4 protein-coding genes are annotated in these 17853 nt (G+C 75.4%); all 4 read left to right on the top strand.

All coding sequences use genetic code 11. From position 1 onward, the window contains the following. Positions 1-51: 51 nt before the first annotated feature. Positions 52-6174: an SDR family NAD(P)-dependent oxidoreductase gene (locus V4F39_RS24160; RefSeq protein WP_332292680.1), complete on the top strand. Its 6123-nt coding sequence runs from the start codon at positions 52-54 to the stop codon at positions 6172-6174. A 472-nt stretch (positions 6175-6646) separates the two neighbouring features. Beyond that, a complete protein-coding gene (locus V4F39_RS24155) occupies positions 6647-11449 on the top strand; it encodes a type I polyketide synthase (RefSeq protein ID WP_332292679.1) in 4803 nt (1600 codons plus the stop codon). 41 nt (positions 11450-11490) lie between these two features. After that, positions 11491-12549, top strand: a complete 1059-nt coding sequence (locus V4F39_RS24150) for an LLM class flavin-dependent oxidoreductase (RefSeq protein ID WP_332292678.1) — start codon at positions 11491-11493, stop codon at positions 12547-12549. A gap of 622 nt (positions 12550-13171) precedes the next feature. Then, a complete protein-coding gene (locus tag V4F39_RS24145; RefSeq protein ID WP_332292677.1) occupies positions 13172-17845 on the top strand; it encodes an amino acid adenylation domain-containing protein in 4674 nt (1557 codons plus the stop codon). Positions 17846-17853: the final 8 nt, after the last annotated feature.

The following is a 17853-nucleotide window of genomic DNA, read 5'->3' as shown; positions in this document are numbered from 1 at the left end:
GCGGACCGGCTGGCCGCCTGGGCCGCGGCGCCGGCCGCCGCGCCCGCGGGCGTGCACGCCGGCACCGCGCCGCACCGCCGCCCGCGCATCGCCTTCCTCTTCACCGGCCAGGGTGCGCAGGCGCTGGACATGGGCCGCACGCTGTACGGGGCCGAGCCGGTCTTCCGCGACGCCTTCGACGAGGTGTGCGCGCGGCTCGAGGCCGTGGCCGGCATCGACCTGAAGTCCGTCGTCTGGCCCGCCGTGGCCGACGCCGCGGCGGCCGAGCGCCTGAACCGCACCGAGCACGCGCAGCCCGCGATCTTCGCCCTCGGCGTGGCGCTGGCCGCGTGGTGGCGCGCGGCCGGTGTCGAGCCCGCGGCCGTGCTGGGCCACAGCGTCGGTGAACTCGCGGCCGCCGTCGTGGCCGGTGTGCTCGATCTCGACTCGGCCGCCCGGCTGGTCGCCGAGCGCGGCCGGTGGATGCAGGCGCAACCGGGCGACGGCGCGATGGCGGCGATCCAGGCGCCTGCGGCCGAGGTGCAGGCGCTGATCGATGCCGATGCAGCCGTGGCAGGCGCACCGCACGGCCGCGTGGTGATCGCGGCGACCAACGCGCCCGATAGCACGGTCGTCGCCGGCCCGCGGGCGCAGGTCGAACGCCTGTGCACCCAGGGCGCCGCGCGCGGCCTCGCGTGCGCGCCGCTCGCCGTGTCGCACGCCTTCCATTCGCCGCAGATGGCGCCCGCCGCGGCGCAACTGGCCGGCGTGGCGGCCGGCTTGCACCATGCGGCGCCGCGGCTGGGCTGGATCTCCAGCCGCACCGCCGAGCCGCTGGGCGAGGGCACCGACTGGCCCACCTATTGGTCGGCGCAGATCGTCGAGCCCGTGCGCTTCGCTGCGGCGCTGGAGCGGCTGGTCGCGCAGGGCTGCACGCACCTGGTCGAGCTGGGACCGCAGCCGCAACTGATCGCCCTGGGCCGCACGTGGCTCGATGCGCCGGGCAGGCGCTGGCTGCCGAGCCTGCGGCGGGGCGCCGACGACCGCCCGGTGGTCGCCGACGCGCTCGCGGCGTTGCATGCCGACGGCATCGACCTGCAGGCGACCGGGCCGCGGCGCCCGCGCGTGGCGCTGCCGGCCTACCCGTTCCAGCGGCAGCGGCATTGGGTGGAACTGGCCCACCCCCGTAGCGCCTTCGGCGCACCCCCTCGAGGGGGCGCAGCCGGCGGACCGGCGGAGCCGGATCCGCGGCTGCCGCTTGAGCAAGTCAGGCCGCGTCCTGCGCATCCGCTGCTCGGCCGGCGGGTGCGCACGGCGGGCGATGCGGTGCGGCGCCATGAAGCGCTGCTGTCACCGCTGTCCCCTGACTGGATTGCCGACCACACCGTCTTCGGCCACGTCGTGCTGCCGGCCGCCGGGCTGGCGGAGATGGCGCTGGCGCTGGCCGCACTGCAGCCCGGCGGGCCCTGGGCCGTGCAAGGGCTGCAGTTCCGCCAGGCGCTGCGTCTGGATGAATCCCGTCGCGTGCAGACGCTGCTGTTCCCGGACGACGGCGAGGGCGCGCGGATCGAGATCCACAGCAGTGCCGACGTGGACGACGACGAGGGCGCGGCGGACGCGCCGTGGGTCCACCACGCCAGTGCGCGGCTCGTCCGCGCGGCGGCCTCGGCCCGGCCTGCGCTGGCCGAGGCGCGCGCCGCCTGCACGCGGGCCGTGGCGCCTGCGGATTGCCTCGCGCGGCTGTCGGCCCAGGGCGTGGCCTACGGGCCGGCGTTCGAGGCGCTGCGCGAGGTGGCCTGCGGGCCGCAGCAGGTGGTGGCGAGGCTGGCGTTGCCCGCCTCGCACGACCACGACGCGCCGCATGACCAGCAGCCCGCCACTGCGTGGCAACTGCACCCCGTGCTGCTCGACGCCGCGCTGCAAAGCCTCGCCGCGCTGTTCGTCGACGTGCCTGGCGCGCAGGGCCAGGCCTGGCTGCCCGCCGCCATCGAGCGGCTGACGCTGCATGCGCCGGTGCCGGCCGCCTGCTGGTGCGTGGGCCATCTGCGCCACCGCGCGGCGCCGGAAGGCGCCGGCACCGGGCAGCAGGCGCTGGGCGCCGACTTCGCGCTCTACGACGATGCCGGCCGGCTGCTGGCGACGGTGGAGGCCCTGGCGCTGCGCCCGGCCGACGTGGCGCGGCTGCGCCAGGCGCCGTCGCCGGCCGGGGCGGCCGGGGCGGCCGACGCCTCGCCGCTGTTCGGCATCGACTGGGTCCCCGCGCCGCTGGCTGCGCCCTTAGCCATGCCATCGGTCGGTGCGGCCGCGCTGCAAGCGAGCGTCGCTCGGCCGCTGGCCGACGCGCTGGCGCAACCGGCGATGCAGGCCTACCAGGCGCTGCTGCCCGCACTCGATGCGCTGGCCGCCACCTGGGCCGCGGCCGCCGTTGCGGAACTGGCCGGCCACCCCGCGGCCGTGCCTTCGCGGCCCGCGCTCGCCGCGCTGCATCGCCGCGTGCACCTGCTGGCCGCCGCCGTGCAGGGGGCCGATGCCGTATCGCTGCGCGCAGCGGCCGAGGCCGAGCACGTCCGCCTCTCCGCGCTGCACCCGCAGGCGGCCGCCGAGCTCGACCTGCTGCGCCATTGCGCCCGCGGCCTGCCCGCGGTGCTGCGCGGTGCGCAGGAGCCGATGGCGCTGCTGTTCGCCGAGGGGCGCGCACAGCAGCTGCAGGCGCTGTATGGCGATTCGCCGGGCGCGCGCCTGGCCAACACGCTGGCCGCCGATGCAGCCGCGGCCTATGCGGCGCCCTGGGGCGGTGCGTCGACGGCGCGCCGCCCGCTGCGCGTGCTGGAGATCGGCGGCGGCACCGGCGGCACCACCGCGCACGTGCTGCCGCGCCTGCAGGCCGTGGCGCCCGGCCTCGACTACCACTTCACCGACCTGTCGCCCACGCTGCTGGCCGGCGCGCAGGCCCGCTTCGGCGACACGCTGCACTACCGCCGCCTCGACATCGAGCAGCCGCCGGCGCCGCAGGGCGTGGCCGAAGGCACGTTCGACATCGTGCTGGCGGCCAACGTGCTGCACGCCACCGCCGACGTGCGCCGCAGCCTGCAGCACGCCGCTGCGCTGCTGGCGCCCGGCGGGCTGCTGCTGCTGCTGGAGCTGACGCGCCCGCTGGCCTGGCTCGACCTGATCTTCGGCCTCACCGACGGCTGGTGGCGCTTCGCCCAGGGCGATGCCGCCAGCGGCCTGCGCACCGACCATCCGCTGCTGCCGGCGGACCGCTGGCGGGACCTGCTGCAGCAGGCGGGCTGCGCCGAGCAGGCGCTGTTGACGGCGTCAGGCGATGACGTGGCGGATGCACCGGCCTTCGGCGTGTTCGCGGCCACGCGCGCTTTGGCCTCCACGCAGGCGCTGGTGGTCCGTGAAGGCGAGACTGCCCCGCGCGCTGCCGGCGCCTGGGCCGAGCTCCTGGCCGCCGAAGCCGCTGCCGGCCGGTGGCCCCGGCAGGTGCGGTGGTTCGCACCGGCCGCGCTGTCCGGCGCAGCCGGCACCGCCGCGCAGGCCTCGACAGCCGGGGCCGTCTGCGAACCGGGCGCGCAGGCCGAGGCGGCGGCCACCGGCCTGCTGCACCTGGCCCAGGGCGTGTTGCAGGCCGCTGAAAGCTCGGCTCTCCCGGCACCCCGACTCACGGTCGTGGCCACCGGCGCGACATCGGCCCGTGGCGACCTCGTGCAGCCGCAGGCCGCCGCAGCCTGGGGGTTGGCGCGTGTGATCGCGCTCGAACACCCCGAGCTGCGCTGCCGCCGCGTCGATCTCGACCCGATCGCCTCGCCCGAGGAACAGCATGCCTGCCTGCAGGCCGAAGACACGCCCGATGCGTGGGCCGAGCCCACCGTCGCATGGCACCAGGGCCACCGCCTGGCGCCGCGGCTGCAGCGGCTGCCGGCCGCCGCGCTGGCTGAGGCCGGCCATCCCGCCCACCCCACCGCCGACTGGCAGCTCGTGCTCGCCGAACGCGGCACACCCGACGGCCTGCGCCGCGTGCCGCTGGCTGCGCAGCCGCCCGGCCCGGGCGAGGTGCAGATCGGCGTGCGGGCCGCCGGCGTCAACCTGATCGACGTGCTGGATACGCTGGGCGTGCTGCCCTTCGAGCGCGGCGGCCTGGGCGTGGAATGCGCAGGCGAGGTGATCGCGGTGGGCGAGGGCGTCGACCGCTTCGCGCCCGGCGATGCCGTCGTCGCCCTCGCGCCCGGCTGCTGGCGCAGCAGCGTCACCGTGCCGGCCGAATGGGTCGCGCCGCGGCCCGCAGGCTTCAGCGATGCGGCGGCCGCTGCGCTGCCGGCCGCCAGCCTCACCGCCTGGCACGCGCTGGCCGAAGTGGCCGCGCTGCAGCCCGGCGAGCGTGTGCTGGTGCACGCCGCGGCCGGCGGCACCGGCTGGGCCGCCGCCAGCGTGGCCCGCCACCTGGGCGCGCGTGTGCACGCCACCGCCAGCCCCGGCAAGTGGGCGGCCTTGCAGGCGCTGGGCGTCGAGCAGGCGCTGCATTCGCGCACGCTCGACTTCCGCGACCAGGTGCTGGCCGCGACCGCCGGCGACGCCGAGCCCGGCGTGCACGTGGTGCTCAACGCGCTGTCGGGCGATTTCATCCCCGCCAGCCTGGCCTGCCTGAAACCCGGCGGCCGCTTCATCGAGATCGGCAAGCGCGGCATCTGGACGGCCGAGCAGGTGCGCGCCGTGCGCCCGGACGTGCACTACCACTGCGTCGACCTGATGTCGCTGGCGCAGGCCGAGCCGGCGCGCATCCACGCGTTATTCGCGGCCCTGGGCCCGCGCTGGCACAGCGGCGCGTTGCCGCCGCTCCCGCACCGCGTGTTCCCGATGGCGCAGGCCGCCGACGCGGTGCGCACGATGCAGCGCGCCGCGCACGTCGGCAAGCTGGTGCTGCAGGCCGAACCGCCGGCGCCGCGCGTGCGTGCCGACGCCGCCTACCTGGTCACCGGCGGCTTCGGCGGCCTGGGACTCGCGACGGCCGAATGGCTGGTGGACCAGGGCGCGCGCCACATCGCGCTGCTCGGCCGCCAGGCCCGCCCCGCCACGCTGCCGCCCGCGCTGCGGGCCGAAGGCGTGCAGGTGCTGTGCCTCGAAGCCGACGTGGCCGATGCCACCCGGTTGCAGGCCGCGCTGGCCCAGGTCGCGCGCCACATGCCGCCGCTGCGCGGCGTGTTCCACGCGGCCGGCCGGCTCACCGACGGCGTGCTGCGCGGGCTGCGGGCGGACAAGCTCTCGGCCGTATTCGCACCCAAGCTGCGCGGCGCATGGCACCTGCACCACCTCACGGCCGGCCTGCCGCTCGACTGGTTCGTGCTGTATTCGTCGGCCGCCGCGCTGTTCGGATCGCCGGGGCAGGGCGCACACGTGGCCGCCAACAGCGGGCTCGATGCGCTGGCCGCCTACCGCCAGGCTCGCGGCCTGCCGGCCACCAGCGTGCAATGGGGTCCCTGGGCCGAGATCGGCTCCGCCGCCGACGAGGCCACGCTGGCCTCAATGCGCGCACGGGGCGTGCGGCCCTTTTCGCCCGCCGAAGGGCGCGCGCTGCTCGGCCGTCTGCTGCGGGGCGCCGAGGTGCGCGCGGTGGTCGGCGTGGTCTCGGTCGATGGTGCGCGGCTCGGCCTCGCCGGCCTGGGCGATCCGCTGCTGGCCGGCTTTGCAGCGCAGCGGGCGGCGGCAGGACAACCGGTGTCGGTCACCGCCGCCGCTGGCGCCAGGCCCGCCGCATCGGCGAGCCTCGACGACATGGACGGCCTGCGCCGCCAACTCGACCCGCTGCCACCCATACAGCGCCGCAGCGCGCTGGTGCGGCGCCTGCAGGCCGAGGTGGCCGCGGTCCTGGGCCTGGCCGGCGGCCAGCCGCCCGATCCGTCGCTCGGCTTCTTCGAGATGGGCCTCGATTCGCTGATGGCCGTGGAGTTGCGCAACCGGCTCGTGAAGCTGTCGGGCGTGCAGTTGTCGGCCGCCGGCATCTTCGAGCACCCGACGATCCATGCGTTGGCGGGGCACCTGGACGAACAGCTTTGGCCGGCAGCGGCCACCGCCTGCGCACCCGTTGTCGCGCCTCCAATGCCAGCGGTGCAGAGTGTCGATGCGACAGATGCGGAGCAGGACGCCTTGGCGGCCGAACTGGCAGCGCTCGATGCGTTGCTGTCGAAGCCATGACGGGCGCTGTGATGGTCTTGCTTCAACAGCCCGACCCCAACGCGCGGCTTGGTGCGGCCGCGGGCCAGCGGGGCACTGTGCTCCGCGAATGTCCCCCGGGCCGTGACCGGCCCTCCTCCTTTTATTTCGCTGCGCACAGTGCCCCGCCGTCCCGCTCGAGCGGCGCCGCGGGTGTTCCGAACCAAGGAACCCTCGTCCCGCCTGCCAAGGGCGTGGGGTGTCCGACGCAGCGAAATAAGAGGGGGAGGGCCGGCTTGCCGGCCCGCAGGAGAGAGCCCGGACACAAACAGTCCAGTGGACTGTTTGTGCCTGGCGAGCGCCCAGGGCGCCAGCCCTGGGCATTCGCGGAGTCGGATGCCCCGCGGCCTTGGCCAAGCAGCGCCTGCCGCAAGGAAGCACGGCCGTTCCCCCAAGAGAACAGCAAGAAGAAAAGCAAGCCCACCCGCCTCCCGCAGAACAGCAGTTGCACACGATGAACGACCCGCTCAACCAAGACCGCGTGCTGACCGCCCTGCGCGATGCGCGCCAACGCATCGAGGCGCTGGAAGCTGCACGCGCGCGTGCGCAGGACCCGCGCATCGCCATCATCGGCATGGCCGGCCGTTTCCCCGGGGCCGACGACCTGGACGCCTTCTGGCAGATGCTGCGCGAGGGCCGCAGCGGCATCCGCATGCTGTCGGACGAGGAGCTGCGGGCCGCGGGCGAGCCGGCCGAGCGCTTCGGCCGACCCGACTACGTGCGGGCCCATGCCGGCATCAGCGAACCCGACGGCTTCGACGCCGCCTTCTTCGGCTACGCCCCGCGGGAGGCCGAGGTCCTCGACCCGCAGCACCGGGTGTTCCTGGAGACAGCCTGGCTCGCGTTGGAGGATGCAGCCATCGACCCCGCGCGGGCCGGCGGCCGGCGCATCGGCGTGTTTGCGGGGGCCGCGCTCAGCCGCTACCTGATCGAGCTGAACGCCGATGCCGCGCTGCGCGAGGCCGACGACCCGGTGCAGGTGGTGGTGGGCAACGTGCTGGGGCTGATGCCCACGCGCGTGTCGTACCACCTCGACCTCACCGGCCCCAGCGTGGGCGTGCAGACCGGCTGCTCCACCTCGCTTGTCGCGCTGCACGGCGCCTGCCGCAGCCTGCTGGCCGGCGATTGCGACGTGGCGCTGGCAGGTGCGGTGACGGTCGCCTCGCTCGATGCGCGCGGCCGCGTCCACCAGCCCGGCGGCATCGCCTCGCCCGACGGCCTGTGCCGCGCCTTCGATGCCGAAGGGCAGGGCACGGTGTTCGGCAGCGGCGTGGGCGTGGTGGTGCTCAAGCGGCTGGATGCCGCGCTGGCCGACGGCGACCCGATCCGCGCGGTCGTGCTGGGCTCGGCCGTCAACAACGACGGCGCCGGCAAGGTGGGCCTGCTGGCGCCCAGCGTCGGCGGGCAGGCCGCGGTGATCCGCGATGCGCTGTCGGCCGCCGGCGTAGATGCCGCGACGTTGGGGGCGATCGAGGCGCACGGCACCGGCACGCCGCTGGGCGACCCGGTGGAAGTGGCGGCGCTGCACCGGGCGCTGTCGGGCGTCGGCAAGGGCAGTGGTACGGTGGCTATCGGCTCGGTGAAGACCAACGTCGGCCACCTCGACGCCGCCGCCGGCATGGCCGGGCTGGTGAAGGCGGTGATGTCGCTCGAACACGAGGCGCTGCCGCCGAGCCTGAACTTCAGCCGTGCGAATCCGGAGATCGATTTCGCCGCCGGGCCGCTGGCCGTCAACACCGCGCTGCGCGCGTGGCCGCGCCAGGCGGGTGCGCCGCGGCGCATCGGGGTCAGCTCGTTCGGCATGGGCGGCACCAACGCGCACGTGGTGCTGGAAGAAGCGCCGCTGCGGGCCGCGGCCGAAGGCGCCGCGCTGCCGCCGCGCCGTTGGCAGGTGCTGCCGCTGGCCGCGCGCACCGCCACCGCGCTGCAGGCGCAGGCGGCGCTGCTCGCCGCGCGGCTGGGCGCCGATGCCGCGCCGGCCCTGGCCGACGCGGCGCTGACGCTGCAGACCGGCCGCCGCGCGTGGCCGCACCGCCTGGCGGTGGTGGCACGCACCGGCGCCGAGGCGATCGACCTGCTCGCCACCCCCGGCGATGGCCCGCAGCGGCTGGCCGGCCAGGCCGGTGCCGAGCGGCCGGTGGCCTTCGCGTTCCCGGGGCAGGGCAGCCAGCAGCCCGGCATGGCGCGTGTGTTGTACGACGCCGAGCCGGTGTTCCGCGACGCGCTCGATGCTTGTCTGGACAAGTTGGCGCAGCAGGAGGCCGACGGCACCAGCCTCGCGGCCGCCGGCCTGGCGCCGCGCCTGCGCGGGCTGCTGCTGGCCGATGCAGCCGAGGCGGCCGACCCCACGCGGGCCGAACGCCTGCGCGACACCGCAAACGCGCAGCCCGCGCTCTTCGTGGTGGGCCATGCCCTGGCGCACCTGTGGATGCACTGGGGCGTGCAGCCGCAGGCACTGCTGGGCCACAGCATCGGCGAATACGCCGCGGCTTGCGTGGCAGGCGTGTTCAGCCTCGACGACGCGCTGCGCATCGTCACGCTGCGCGGCGCGCTGATGCAGCGCTGCGCCCCCGGCCGCATGGTGGCGGTGATGCTGCCGGAAGCCGCCGTGCGCGAGCGGCTGGCCGCCGCCGCGGCGCAGGCGGAGACGCAGGGCTTGCGCGCGTCGCTCGACATCGCCGTGGTCAACGGGCCGCGGCAGTGCGTGGTCGCCGGCCCGGCCGATGCGGTGCAGGCGCTGCAGCACGCGCTCGAATCCGAAGGCGTGGTGTGCCATCCGCTGGCCACGTCGCACGCCTTTCACAGCGCGTCGATGGCGCCGGTGCTGGCCGAGTTCGGCCAGGCGCTGGGCCGCGTGAACCTGGCGGCGCCGCGCATCCCGATGCTGTCGAACGTAACGGGCGGCTGGCTTTCTGCTTCGGAGGCCACCGACCCGGCGTATTGGGTGCGGCAGTTGCGGCAGACGGTACGCTTCGGCGATGGGCTCGCCACGCTGCGTGCGGCCGACGATCCGTTGCTGCTGGAACTGGGCCCCGGCAGCGCGCTGGCGCAGCTTGCGCGTCAGCACGGTGGCGCCGCGGTTTCGGCGCTGGCCCAGCCGGCGCAGGCTGAGCGCGGTGCAGCGCAGGCGCTGGCCGCGCTGTGGACGGCCGGCGCGGTGATCGACTGGGCCGCGGTGCAACGCGGCCGGCCCGCGCGGCGCGTGGCGCTGCCGGGTTATCCGTTCGAGCGGCAGCGCTACCGCATCGGTGGTGCGGCGGCGCTGGCCGCTGGGGCGCCTGTGGCGGCTTCCGATCGTCCCGCGGCCGTGGCGTCCGACGCCGATGCCATCGCCACCGATCCTTCGCAATGGTTCTGGCTGCCGCAGTGGCAGCCCGCGCCGGTCGCGGCGGAAGGTGCCGTGGCCGGCCAACGGTGGCTGGTGCTGGCCGACGAGCCCTGGCGTGCATCACTGTCCCCCCGGTTGGCCGGCGTGGACGTGCGCTGGCAGGCGGCCGACGGTTTCGATGCCGCCTCCGCGGACCAGCAGCGCGCGCTGCGCACGGCCCTGGCGGCCGAAGGCTTCGTGCCCGATCAGATCGTGCTGCAGGGCAGGGCGGCCACGCTGCCGTCCGCCCTCGCGCTGGCGCAGGCCTGGGCGGCCGAGCCGGGCACTTCACGCGTCACGCTGAACCTGCTCACCACGCAGGCGCAGCGCGTGCTGCCGGCCGACACGCTGCAGCCCGAGGCGGTGGCGGCGGCAGGCCTGCTGCAGGTGGCCGGGCAGGAAGCGCCCGCGCTGCTGCCGCGGCTGATCGACCTGCCCGCGGCGGCCGATGCCGACGAGGCCCAGCTCGACGAACTGCTGCGCACGCTGGCCGAGCCCTGGGCCGTTTCGCACCGGCTGCTGGCGTTGCGTGGTGGCCAGCGCTGGGTGCAGTCGCTGCAGCCGTTGGCGCTGCCCGCGGTTGCGCAGACGCTGCCCCCGCTGCTGCGCCGCGGCGGCGTCTACGCGGTGGTCGGCGATCTGGTCGACGGCCTGGGCATGGTCTGGGCGCGTGCACTGGCGCGCGACGCGGATGCGCGGCTGCTGTTGGTCGGCCGTGACGGCCTGCCCGAAGCCGGCGCCTGGGAAGCCTGGCTCGCCACGCACGGCATGCGCCATCCGGTGAGCCGGCTGATCCAGCAGCTGCAAGGGCTGTGCGCCGGCGGCACGGCGCTGCAATTCGTCAGCGGGCCCATCGCCGACGCGCACTGGCTGGCGGCCACGCTGGCCGGTGCTGCCGACGCCTGGGGCGGCCTGAACGGCGTGTTCCACGCCGGTGCGATGGGCGGCGAGGCAAGCTGCCCGCTGCTGCAGACCGGCGCGGCCGACCTGGCGCGCCTGCACGGCCACAAGGTGCAGGCGGTGCAGGCCCTGGCCGAGGCGCTCGACGCCTTGCCGCCGGTCGACGTGGTGGTGCTGCAGTCGTCGCTGTCGGCGGTGGTCGGCGGTGCCGGCTTCGCGGCCTATGCGGCCGCCAGCCTGCAGATCGACACGCTGGCCGAGGCACGGTCGGCGCAGGCACGGCACCACGGTGTGCGCACCCGCTGGCTCACGATGGACTGGGACGCCTGCCACCTGGCCGACGACGCGCCCACCGCGGCCGAGCTGGCCTCGTCGCGCCTGATGGCCGGCGCCTTCCTGCCCGACGAGGCCTGGCAGGCCACGCTGCGCCTGCTGGCGCAGCCCCGTTTCACGCGGGTGGTGCTGTCCAAGCGCAGCCTGCCGGCGCGGCTGGCCGAGGCCTTCGATCCGGCGCCGAAGCCCGTGGCTGACGCGCTGGCCGCTGCGGCGTCGGCGCCCACCGCCGGCCATGGCCGCCCCGCGCTGGACACGCCCTACGTGGCGCCCCGCACGCCCACCGAGCGCTTCGTCGTGCAGGCGATGGGCGAGCTGCTGGGCATCGACGAGGTGGGCGTCGACGACGACTTCTTCGCGCTCGGCGGGCAGTCGCTGCTGGCGATCCAGGCGGTGACGCGGCTGCGCAAGGAATACAGCGTCGAGCTGCCGATGCGCGCGCTGCTGTTCGAGGCCCGCACCGCGGCCGGGCTGGCGGCGCTGATCGACTCGCAGCGAGCAGCCGGGGGAATCGACTTGTCTGGACAAGCTGAAGCCCCGGCCACCCCGCCGGTCGCTCCCGCCGACCTGGCGCACCTTGCCGACGACCCCGCGCTGGCCGAGCTGCTGGCCCAGGTCGAGCAGCTCAGCCCCGAAGAGGCCGCGCGCCGGCTGTGACGCCGCCCGCTTCCATCGCCCACGAACACCGACATCCCGCCATGCAATTCAGCCTTTTCTACTTCGACGGCGACGGCACCAGCGCCGAGGCGCAGCCTTACCGCCTGCTGATCGACAGCGCGCGCTTCGCCGACGAGCACGGCTTCACCGCGGTGTGGACGCCCGAGCGGCACTTCCACGCCTTCGGCGGCCTGTACCCCAACCCCGCGCTCACCGCCACCGCGCTGGCGATGGTGACGAAGCGCATCCAGCTGCGTGCCGGCAGCGTGGTGCTGCCGCTGCACCATGCGGTGCGCGTGGCCGAGGACTGGGCGGTGATCGACCGCCTCTCGGGCGGCCGCGTGGCGCTGGGCGCGGCCTCGGGCTGGACGATGGACGAGTTCGTGCTGGCCCGCGAGCCGCACGGCGCGCGCCGCGGCGTGATGTGGCGCACGCTCGATGCGGTGCAGCGCCTGTGGCGCGGCGAAGCGGTGAGCTTCGAGGATGCCGATGGCCGTGAAGTGGAAGTCAAGACGCTGCCGCGCCCGCAGCAGCCTGAGCTGCCGGTGTGGGTGGCCTGCACCTCGCCCGAGACCTTCGTCGAGGCGGGCCGGCGCGGCGTGAACGCGCTGACCTCGCTGTTGGGCGATACGGTGGAGCAGGTGGCCGCCAAGATCACGCGCTACCGCGAATCGCTGGCCCGCGCGGGCCACGACCCGTCCACGCGCAAGGTGTCGATGATGCTGCACACCTTCATCGGCGAAGACCTGGCGACGGTGAAGGACGAGGTGCGCGAGCCCTTCAGCGCCTACCTGCGCACGCACTACGGCCTGCTCGAGAACCTGGCCAAGGGCATGGGGCTGAACGTCAGCCTGAAGGACTTCTCGGAAGACGACCTCGACAGCCTGCTGCGCTTCGGCGTCGATGGGTTCATGCAGGGCCGCTCGTTGATCGGCACGCCGGAGAGTTGCCTGCCGTTCATCCGGGAGCTGTCGGCGGCGGGAGTGGACGAGATCTGCTGCCTGATCGATTTTGTGCAGGACTATGACAGTGTGATGGGGGGGTTGGGGCCGTTGGCGCGGTTGAAGTCGCTGGTTGGGCGCGAGGCGCTGTCGGGGTGAGCGTGATGATGAGGCTGTGCCTGCTGCGCCGGGGGTGGGTGGCTGCGCTCGCGCTGCTGCGGCGGTCGGCGCAAAGCGCCGACTGCTCTGCGCTGCTCGGTCGGCCGGCCCTGCCGCAGAACTCACTTCGCTCACTGGCGTTCGCTGCGTTCAAACAGGCTGCGGCAAGTCAGATGACGAAGCGCGCTGCGCGCGCGGGCCGACCGCCCTGCGCTGCTCGACGCCGCAGAAGCGCGAGCGCAGCCACCCACCCCCGGCTCCGCGAACACCGCTCCAACGTTGGGGTGGGGGTGAACCAAAAGGTCCGACCCCCGGGGTCGGACCTTTTGGCGCTCCTTTCCACACCCACGGCGGTGGGGGGCAAGGGCTCGGGCAGGGGCCTGGGGGCGTGCGTGTGGAGCGCCGAGAAGCGCAGGCCGGTTGGCGGCGCGCGCAGCGCGCTTCAGCCACTGACTTGCCGCAGCCTGTTTGAACGCAGCGAACGCAGTGAGCGAAGTGAGTTCTGCGGCACGCCAGCCGGCCGAGCATCGCAGGGCAGTCGGCGCGCAGCGCCGACCGCGGAAGTCGCACGCCCCCAGGCCCCTGCCCGAGCCCTTGCAAGCGCACAACAACAAGAACACCCATGACCACCGCCCTCCAAGCCCGCCTCGCTGCCCTCTCCCCAGAGCAGCGCGCCCTCCTCGAACGCGAACTCGCCGCCCGCGGCCGCCTGCTGCCCGAAGCACCGGCCGACGAACCCCTGCCGCTCACCCCCGCGCAGCAGCAGCTCTGGGTCGTGCAGCAACTGCAGCCCGACAGCTCGGCGTACCACATCGCTTTCTCGTGGACCATCGACGGCGCGCTCGATGCCGACGCACTGGGCGCTGCCCTGCAGGCGCTGGTCGATCGCCACGGCGCCCTCCGGGCCACCTTCCAGGCCGGCCCCGACGGCCTGCCGCAGCAGCGCGTGCTGGCCCGGGTGGCGTGCCTCCTGCTGCGTGCCGACCTGCGCGGCCAGCCGACGGCCACCGAGGCCGACGCGCTCGACACCCACCTGCGCACGCTGGCGCGGAAGCCGTTCGACCTGGCCGAGGCCCCGCTGCTGCGCGCCCACCTGCTGCAATGCGCCGACGACCGGCACGTGCTGGTGTGGGTGCTGCACCACCTGGTGGCCGATGGCTGGTCGCGCGGCGTGCTGCTGCGCGAGCTGTCGGCGCTGTATGCCGCGGCCGCGGTCGGCCAGCCGCTGCGCCTGCCGCCGCTGCCGACCCGCTACGCCGACCACCTGCTGTCGCAGGACCAGTGGCTGGCCTCGCCGGCAGCCACCGAGCAGGGCGCGTGGTGGCGCCACCAGCTGGCCGGCCTGGCCCCGCTGGCGCTGCCCACCGACCGCCCGCACACGCCCGAAGCCGGTTGGCACAGCCGCACCGTGCAGCGCTGGCTGCCCGGCCTGACGCCCCGCATCGCCGCGGCGGCGTCGGCCTGCGGCGCCACGCCGTTCATGCTGCTGCTCACCGTTTTCAAGCTGATGCTCTACCGCTGGACGGGGCGGCGCGACCTGGCCGTGGGCGTCCCCGTGGCCGGCCGCAGCGGGCCGGAGACGGCGGGCCTGATCGGCTTCTTCGTCAACACGCTGGTGGTGCGCAGCCAGGGCCCGGAAGGCGGTCGCGTGGCCGACTGGGTCGATGCGGTGAAGCGCAGCGTGGCCGATGCGTTCGACCATGCCGAGCTGCCGCTCGCGCGCGTGATCGATGCCGTCGGCGCGCCGCGCGAGCCGGGCCGCGCACCGCTGGTCGAGCTGATGTTCCAGTACCAGGGCGCGGGCTACGGCGCGCAGAACACCGCGGCGCCGCGGCTGGGTGCGCTGGCGCTCGCGCAGGCGCCCATCGACCTCGCACACACCAAGTTCGACCTCACGTGGCATGCCATCGAACGCGACGGCGGCCTGCTGCTGGCGGTGGAGTACCGCAGTGCGCTGTTCGACGAAGAGCGCATCGGCCGCTTCATCGACCACTTCGCGCGCCTGCTCGACGGCGTGCTGGCCGATCCGACGCAGCCGCTGGGCAGGGTGCCGATGCTGTCGGCGGACGAGCTCGGCCGCATCGGCGGCTGGCAGTTCGGGCCGCGTCGGGAGCCCGCGTCGTCGTGGCGCAGCTTCATCGACCGCTTCGAGGCGCAGGCCGCGCGCGCGCCGGAGGCCATCGCGGTCGACGTGCCCGGCGGCAAGGCGGACGCACTGACCTATCGCGCGCTCGATGAAGCCGCCGACGCGCTGGCCGCCGAGCTGCGTGCGCGAGGCGTGGGGCCTGAAAGCATCGTCGGCGTGTGCCTGCCGCGCGTGCCGGTGCTGATGGTCGCGATGCTCGCGGTGTGGAAGGCCGGCGGCGCCTGGCTGGCGCTCGACCCGGTGCTGCCGGCAGAACGCCTGCGCTACATGGTGCGCGATTCCGGCGCGGCGCTGGTGCTGGCGCTGCCGGCGGACATCGAGCGCCTGGCGGCGCCGGGCCATTCGCAGGGGGAGCAGGCGGCATGGCTCCCTCTGCCTCTGGCGGAGGGCAGGGGAGCGGGTGCGGCCCGCAGCCCGCAGGCGGGCCGGAAGGTTCTCAGCCCCACCCAGCTCGCCTACGTGCTCTACACCTCCGGCTCCACCGGCCGTCCCAAGGGCACGCTGCTGCCGCACGGCGGGCTGATGCACTACCTCGACTGGTGCCTGGAACGCTACCCGCTGCACGAAGGCCGCGGCGCACCGGTCAACTCGTCGATCGGCTTCGACGCCACGATCACCGGCCTCTTCGCGCCGCTGCTGGTGGGCGGCACCGTCACCCTGCTGCCCGAGGCCGATCCGCTCGCCGCGCTGGCCGACACGATGGCCGCCGGCCACAGCCTGGTGAAGCTCACGCCGGCGCACATGAACGCGCTGGCGCCGCTGATGGAAGCCCGGCCGGCGCCCGATGCCGCGTCGCTGCCCAAGGCCTTCGTGATCGGCGGCGAATCGCTGACCGAGGTGCACGTCAACACCTGGCGCGAGCGCTTCCCCGGCATCGCGCTGCTCAATGAATACGGCCCCACCGAGACCGTCGTCGGCTGCTGCGTGCACGAGGTGCAGCCCGAAGACCGCGGCGCGATGCCGATCGGCCGGCCCATCACCGGCGCGGCGATGTACCTGCTCGACGCCGAGCTGAACCCCGTGCCCGCCGGCGCGGTGGGCGAGGTCTGCATCGGCGGCGCCGGCATGGCGCGCGGCTACCTGGGCCGCCCGGCGCTGACGGCCGAGCGCTTCCTGCCCGATCCGTTCGACGGCGCGCCCGGCGCGACCCTGTACCGCACCGGCGACCTGGCCATGTGGCGGGCCGACGGCAGCATCGCCTACCTCGGTCGCGCCGACCAGCAGCTGAAGCTGCGCGGCCACCGCATCGAGGCCGGCGAGGTCGAATCGGCGCTGGTGCGCCAGCCCGGCATCGCCGAGGCGGTGGTGGACGTGCTGACCGTCGGCACCGTGCCCGCGCTCGTGGCCTGGGTGCGGCGCGATGCGGCCTCGACGGCAGCACTCGACATCCCCGCGCTGCGCCAGTCGCTGGCCGCCTGGCTGCCGACCTACATGGTGCCGTCGCACGTCCTCGTGCTGGACACGATGCCGCTCACGCCCAACGGCAAGGTCGACCGCGCGGCGCTGCCGGTGCCGCAGCCGGCGCCAGCCGCCACCGCGCCGGGGGCCGCGCGAGGCGCCGACGCCGCGGGCGAGGGCGGCACCGCGTTTGCCACGCTGCACGGCATCTGGTGCCAGGTGCTGCGGCGCGAGGCCATCGGCCCCGACGACAACTTCTTCGACCTCGGCGGCGATTCGGTCGCGGCGATGCAGATCGTCGCCCGTGCGCACCAGGCCGGCCTGGTGCTGACGCCGGCCGCCGTCTTCACGCACCAGACGCTGGCCTCGCAGGCGCTGGCCGCGCGGCCGGCCGGCGTCGAGGCGCCGGAGGCCCCCGTCGCCGACGGCGAGGCCGCCGTGCTCGCGCCCGCGCAATGGGCCTTCTTCGATCGTGTCGATCGCGGCGAGATCGCCGTGCCGGCGCACTGGAACCAGAGCCTGCTGCTCGACCTCGCGCCGTCGGTCGACCCGTCGCGCCTGCGGGCCGCGCTCCAGGCGCTGCCGGCGCGCCATGCCGCACTGCGCCTGCGCTTCGAGCCGGCCGATGGCGGAGGCTGGCGCGCCTGGCATGCGGCCGCGGCCGACACGCCGGTGCCGCTGGAGGTCGTCGACCTCGCCCCCGATGCGCTGCCGCACGCGCTGGCCGAGGCGCAGCGCACGCTGCGGCTGGCCGAGGGCCCGCTGCTGCGCGCCTGGCTGTACCGGCTCGCCGACGGCGGCGGGCACCGGCTGCTGCTCGTGATGCACCACCTCGTGGTCGACGGCCTGTCGTGGCGGCTGCTGCTGGCCGACCTGGCGCAGGCCCTGGCCGCCGATGCGCCCGCCGGCGATGCCCCCGCGCCGGCCTTCGCGCGCTGGACGGCGGCGCTGCAGGCGCAGCGCGGCCGCTTCGAGCGCGAGGCCGCGCACTGGGCGGCCGCCGCCGAGCCCGGCACGCCGCTGCCCCGCGCGGCCGGCGCGCCCGCGGCGGCGCGCGAGTCGGAGGCCGCCGAGCGCCGGGTCGTCATGGACCCGGACGACACCCGGCGCCTGGCCGGCGCGGCGCTGGCGCTCGGCCGGCGACCCGACACGCTGCTGCTCGCGGCCCTCGCGCAGACGCTGCAGCAGTGGACACGCGGCAGCGCGCTGGTGATCGATGTCGAGCGCCATGGCCGCGGCCTCGACGGCCTGGCGATCGAGGCCGGCGGAGAAGCCGCGGCCCCGGCCGATGCCGCGCAGGCCCAGGCCGCGGCCGCGCTGGCCCGCACCGTCGGCTGGTTCACCGCGCAATGGCCGCTGCGGCTGGCGCTGCCGGCCGGCGCGCCCCAGCGCCAGCTCGACGCGGTCGCCGAAGCGCTCGCCGAGGTGCCGCAGAACGGCCTGGGCTTCGGCGTGCTGCGCCAGCACGGCCGCGTGCCGGCGTCGCCGGCGGAGGTGAGCTTCAACCACCTCGGCGCGGCCGATGCCGGCGGGCTGGGGCCGCTGCAGGGCCTGGCGCCCGAGCCCGTCCCGGCCCAGCGCGACCCGGCCGCGCTGCGCAGCCACCTGCTCGAGGTCGTCACGCTGCAGCGCGACGGCCGCCTCGTCTGGCTCTGGCGGCACGACGGCCGCCTCGCCCCGGCCACGGTCGATGCGCTCGCGCGCCGCACCGCGGCCCACCTGCAATCCCTGCTGGCGCTCGCGCCGGCCTGACCCTTCCC

It is taken from the genome of Aquincola agrisoli (assembly GCF_036621135.1).
In the GTDB taxonomy this organism is placed as follows: domain Bacteria; phylum Pseudomonadota; class Gammaproteobacteria; order Burkholderiales; family Burkholderiaceae_C; genus Aquincola; species Aquincola agrisoli.
This window is presented reverse-complemented; position numbering and strand designations above follow the sequence as displayed.

Bases quoted from the DNA above. Each gene is read 5' to 3' on its own strand.
- V4F39_RS24155 (WP_332292679.1), top strand. From the start codon at position 6,647: ATGAACGACCCGCTCAACCAAGACCGCGTGCTGACCGCCCTGCGCGAT.
- V4F39_RS24150 (WP_332292678.1), top strand. From the start codon at position 11,491: ATGCAATTCAGCCTTTTCTACTTCGACGGCGACGGCACCAGCGCCGAG.
- V4F39_RS24145 (WP_332292677.1), top strand. From the start codon at position 13,172: ATGACCACCGCCCTCCAAGCCCGCCTCGCTGCCCTCTCCCCAGAGCAG.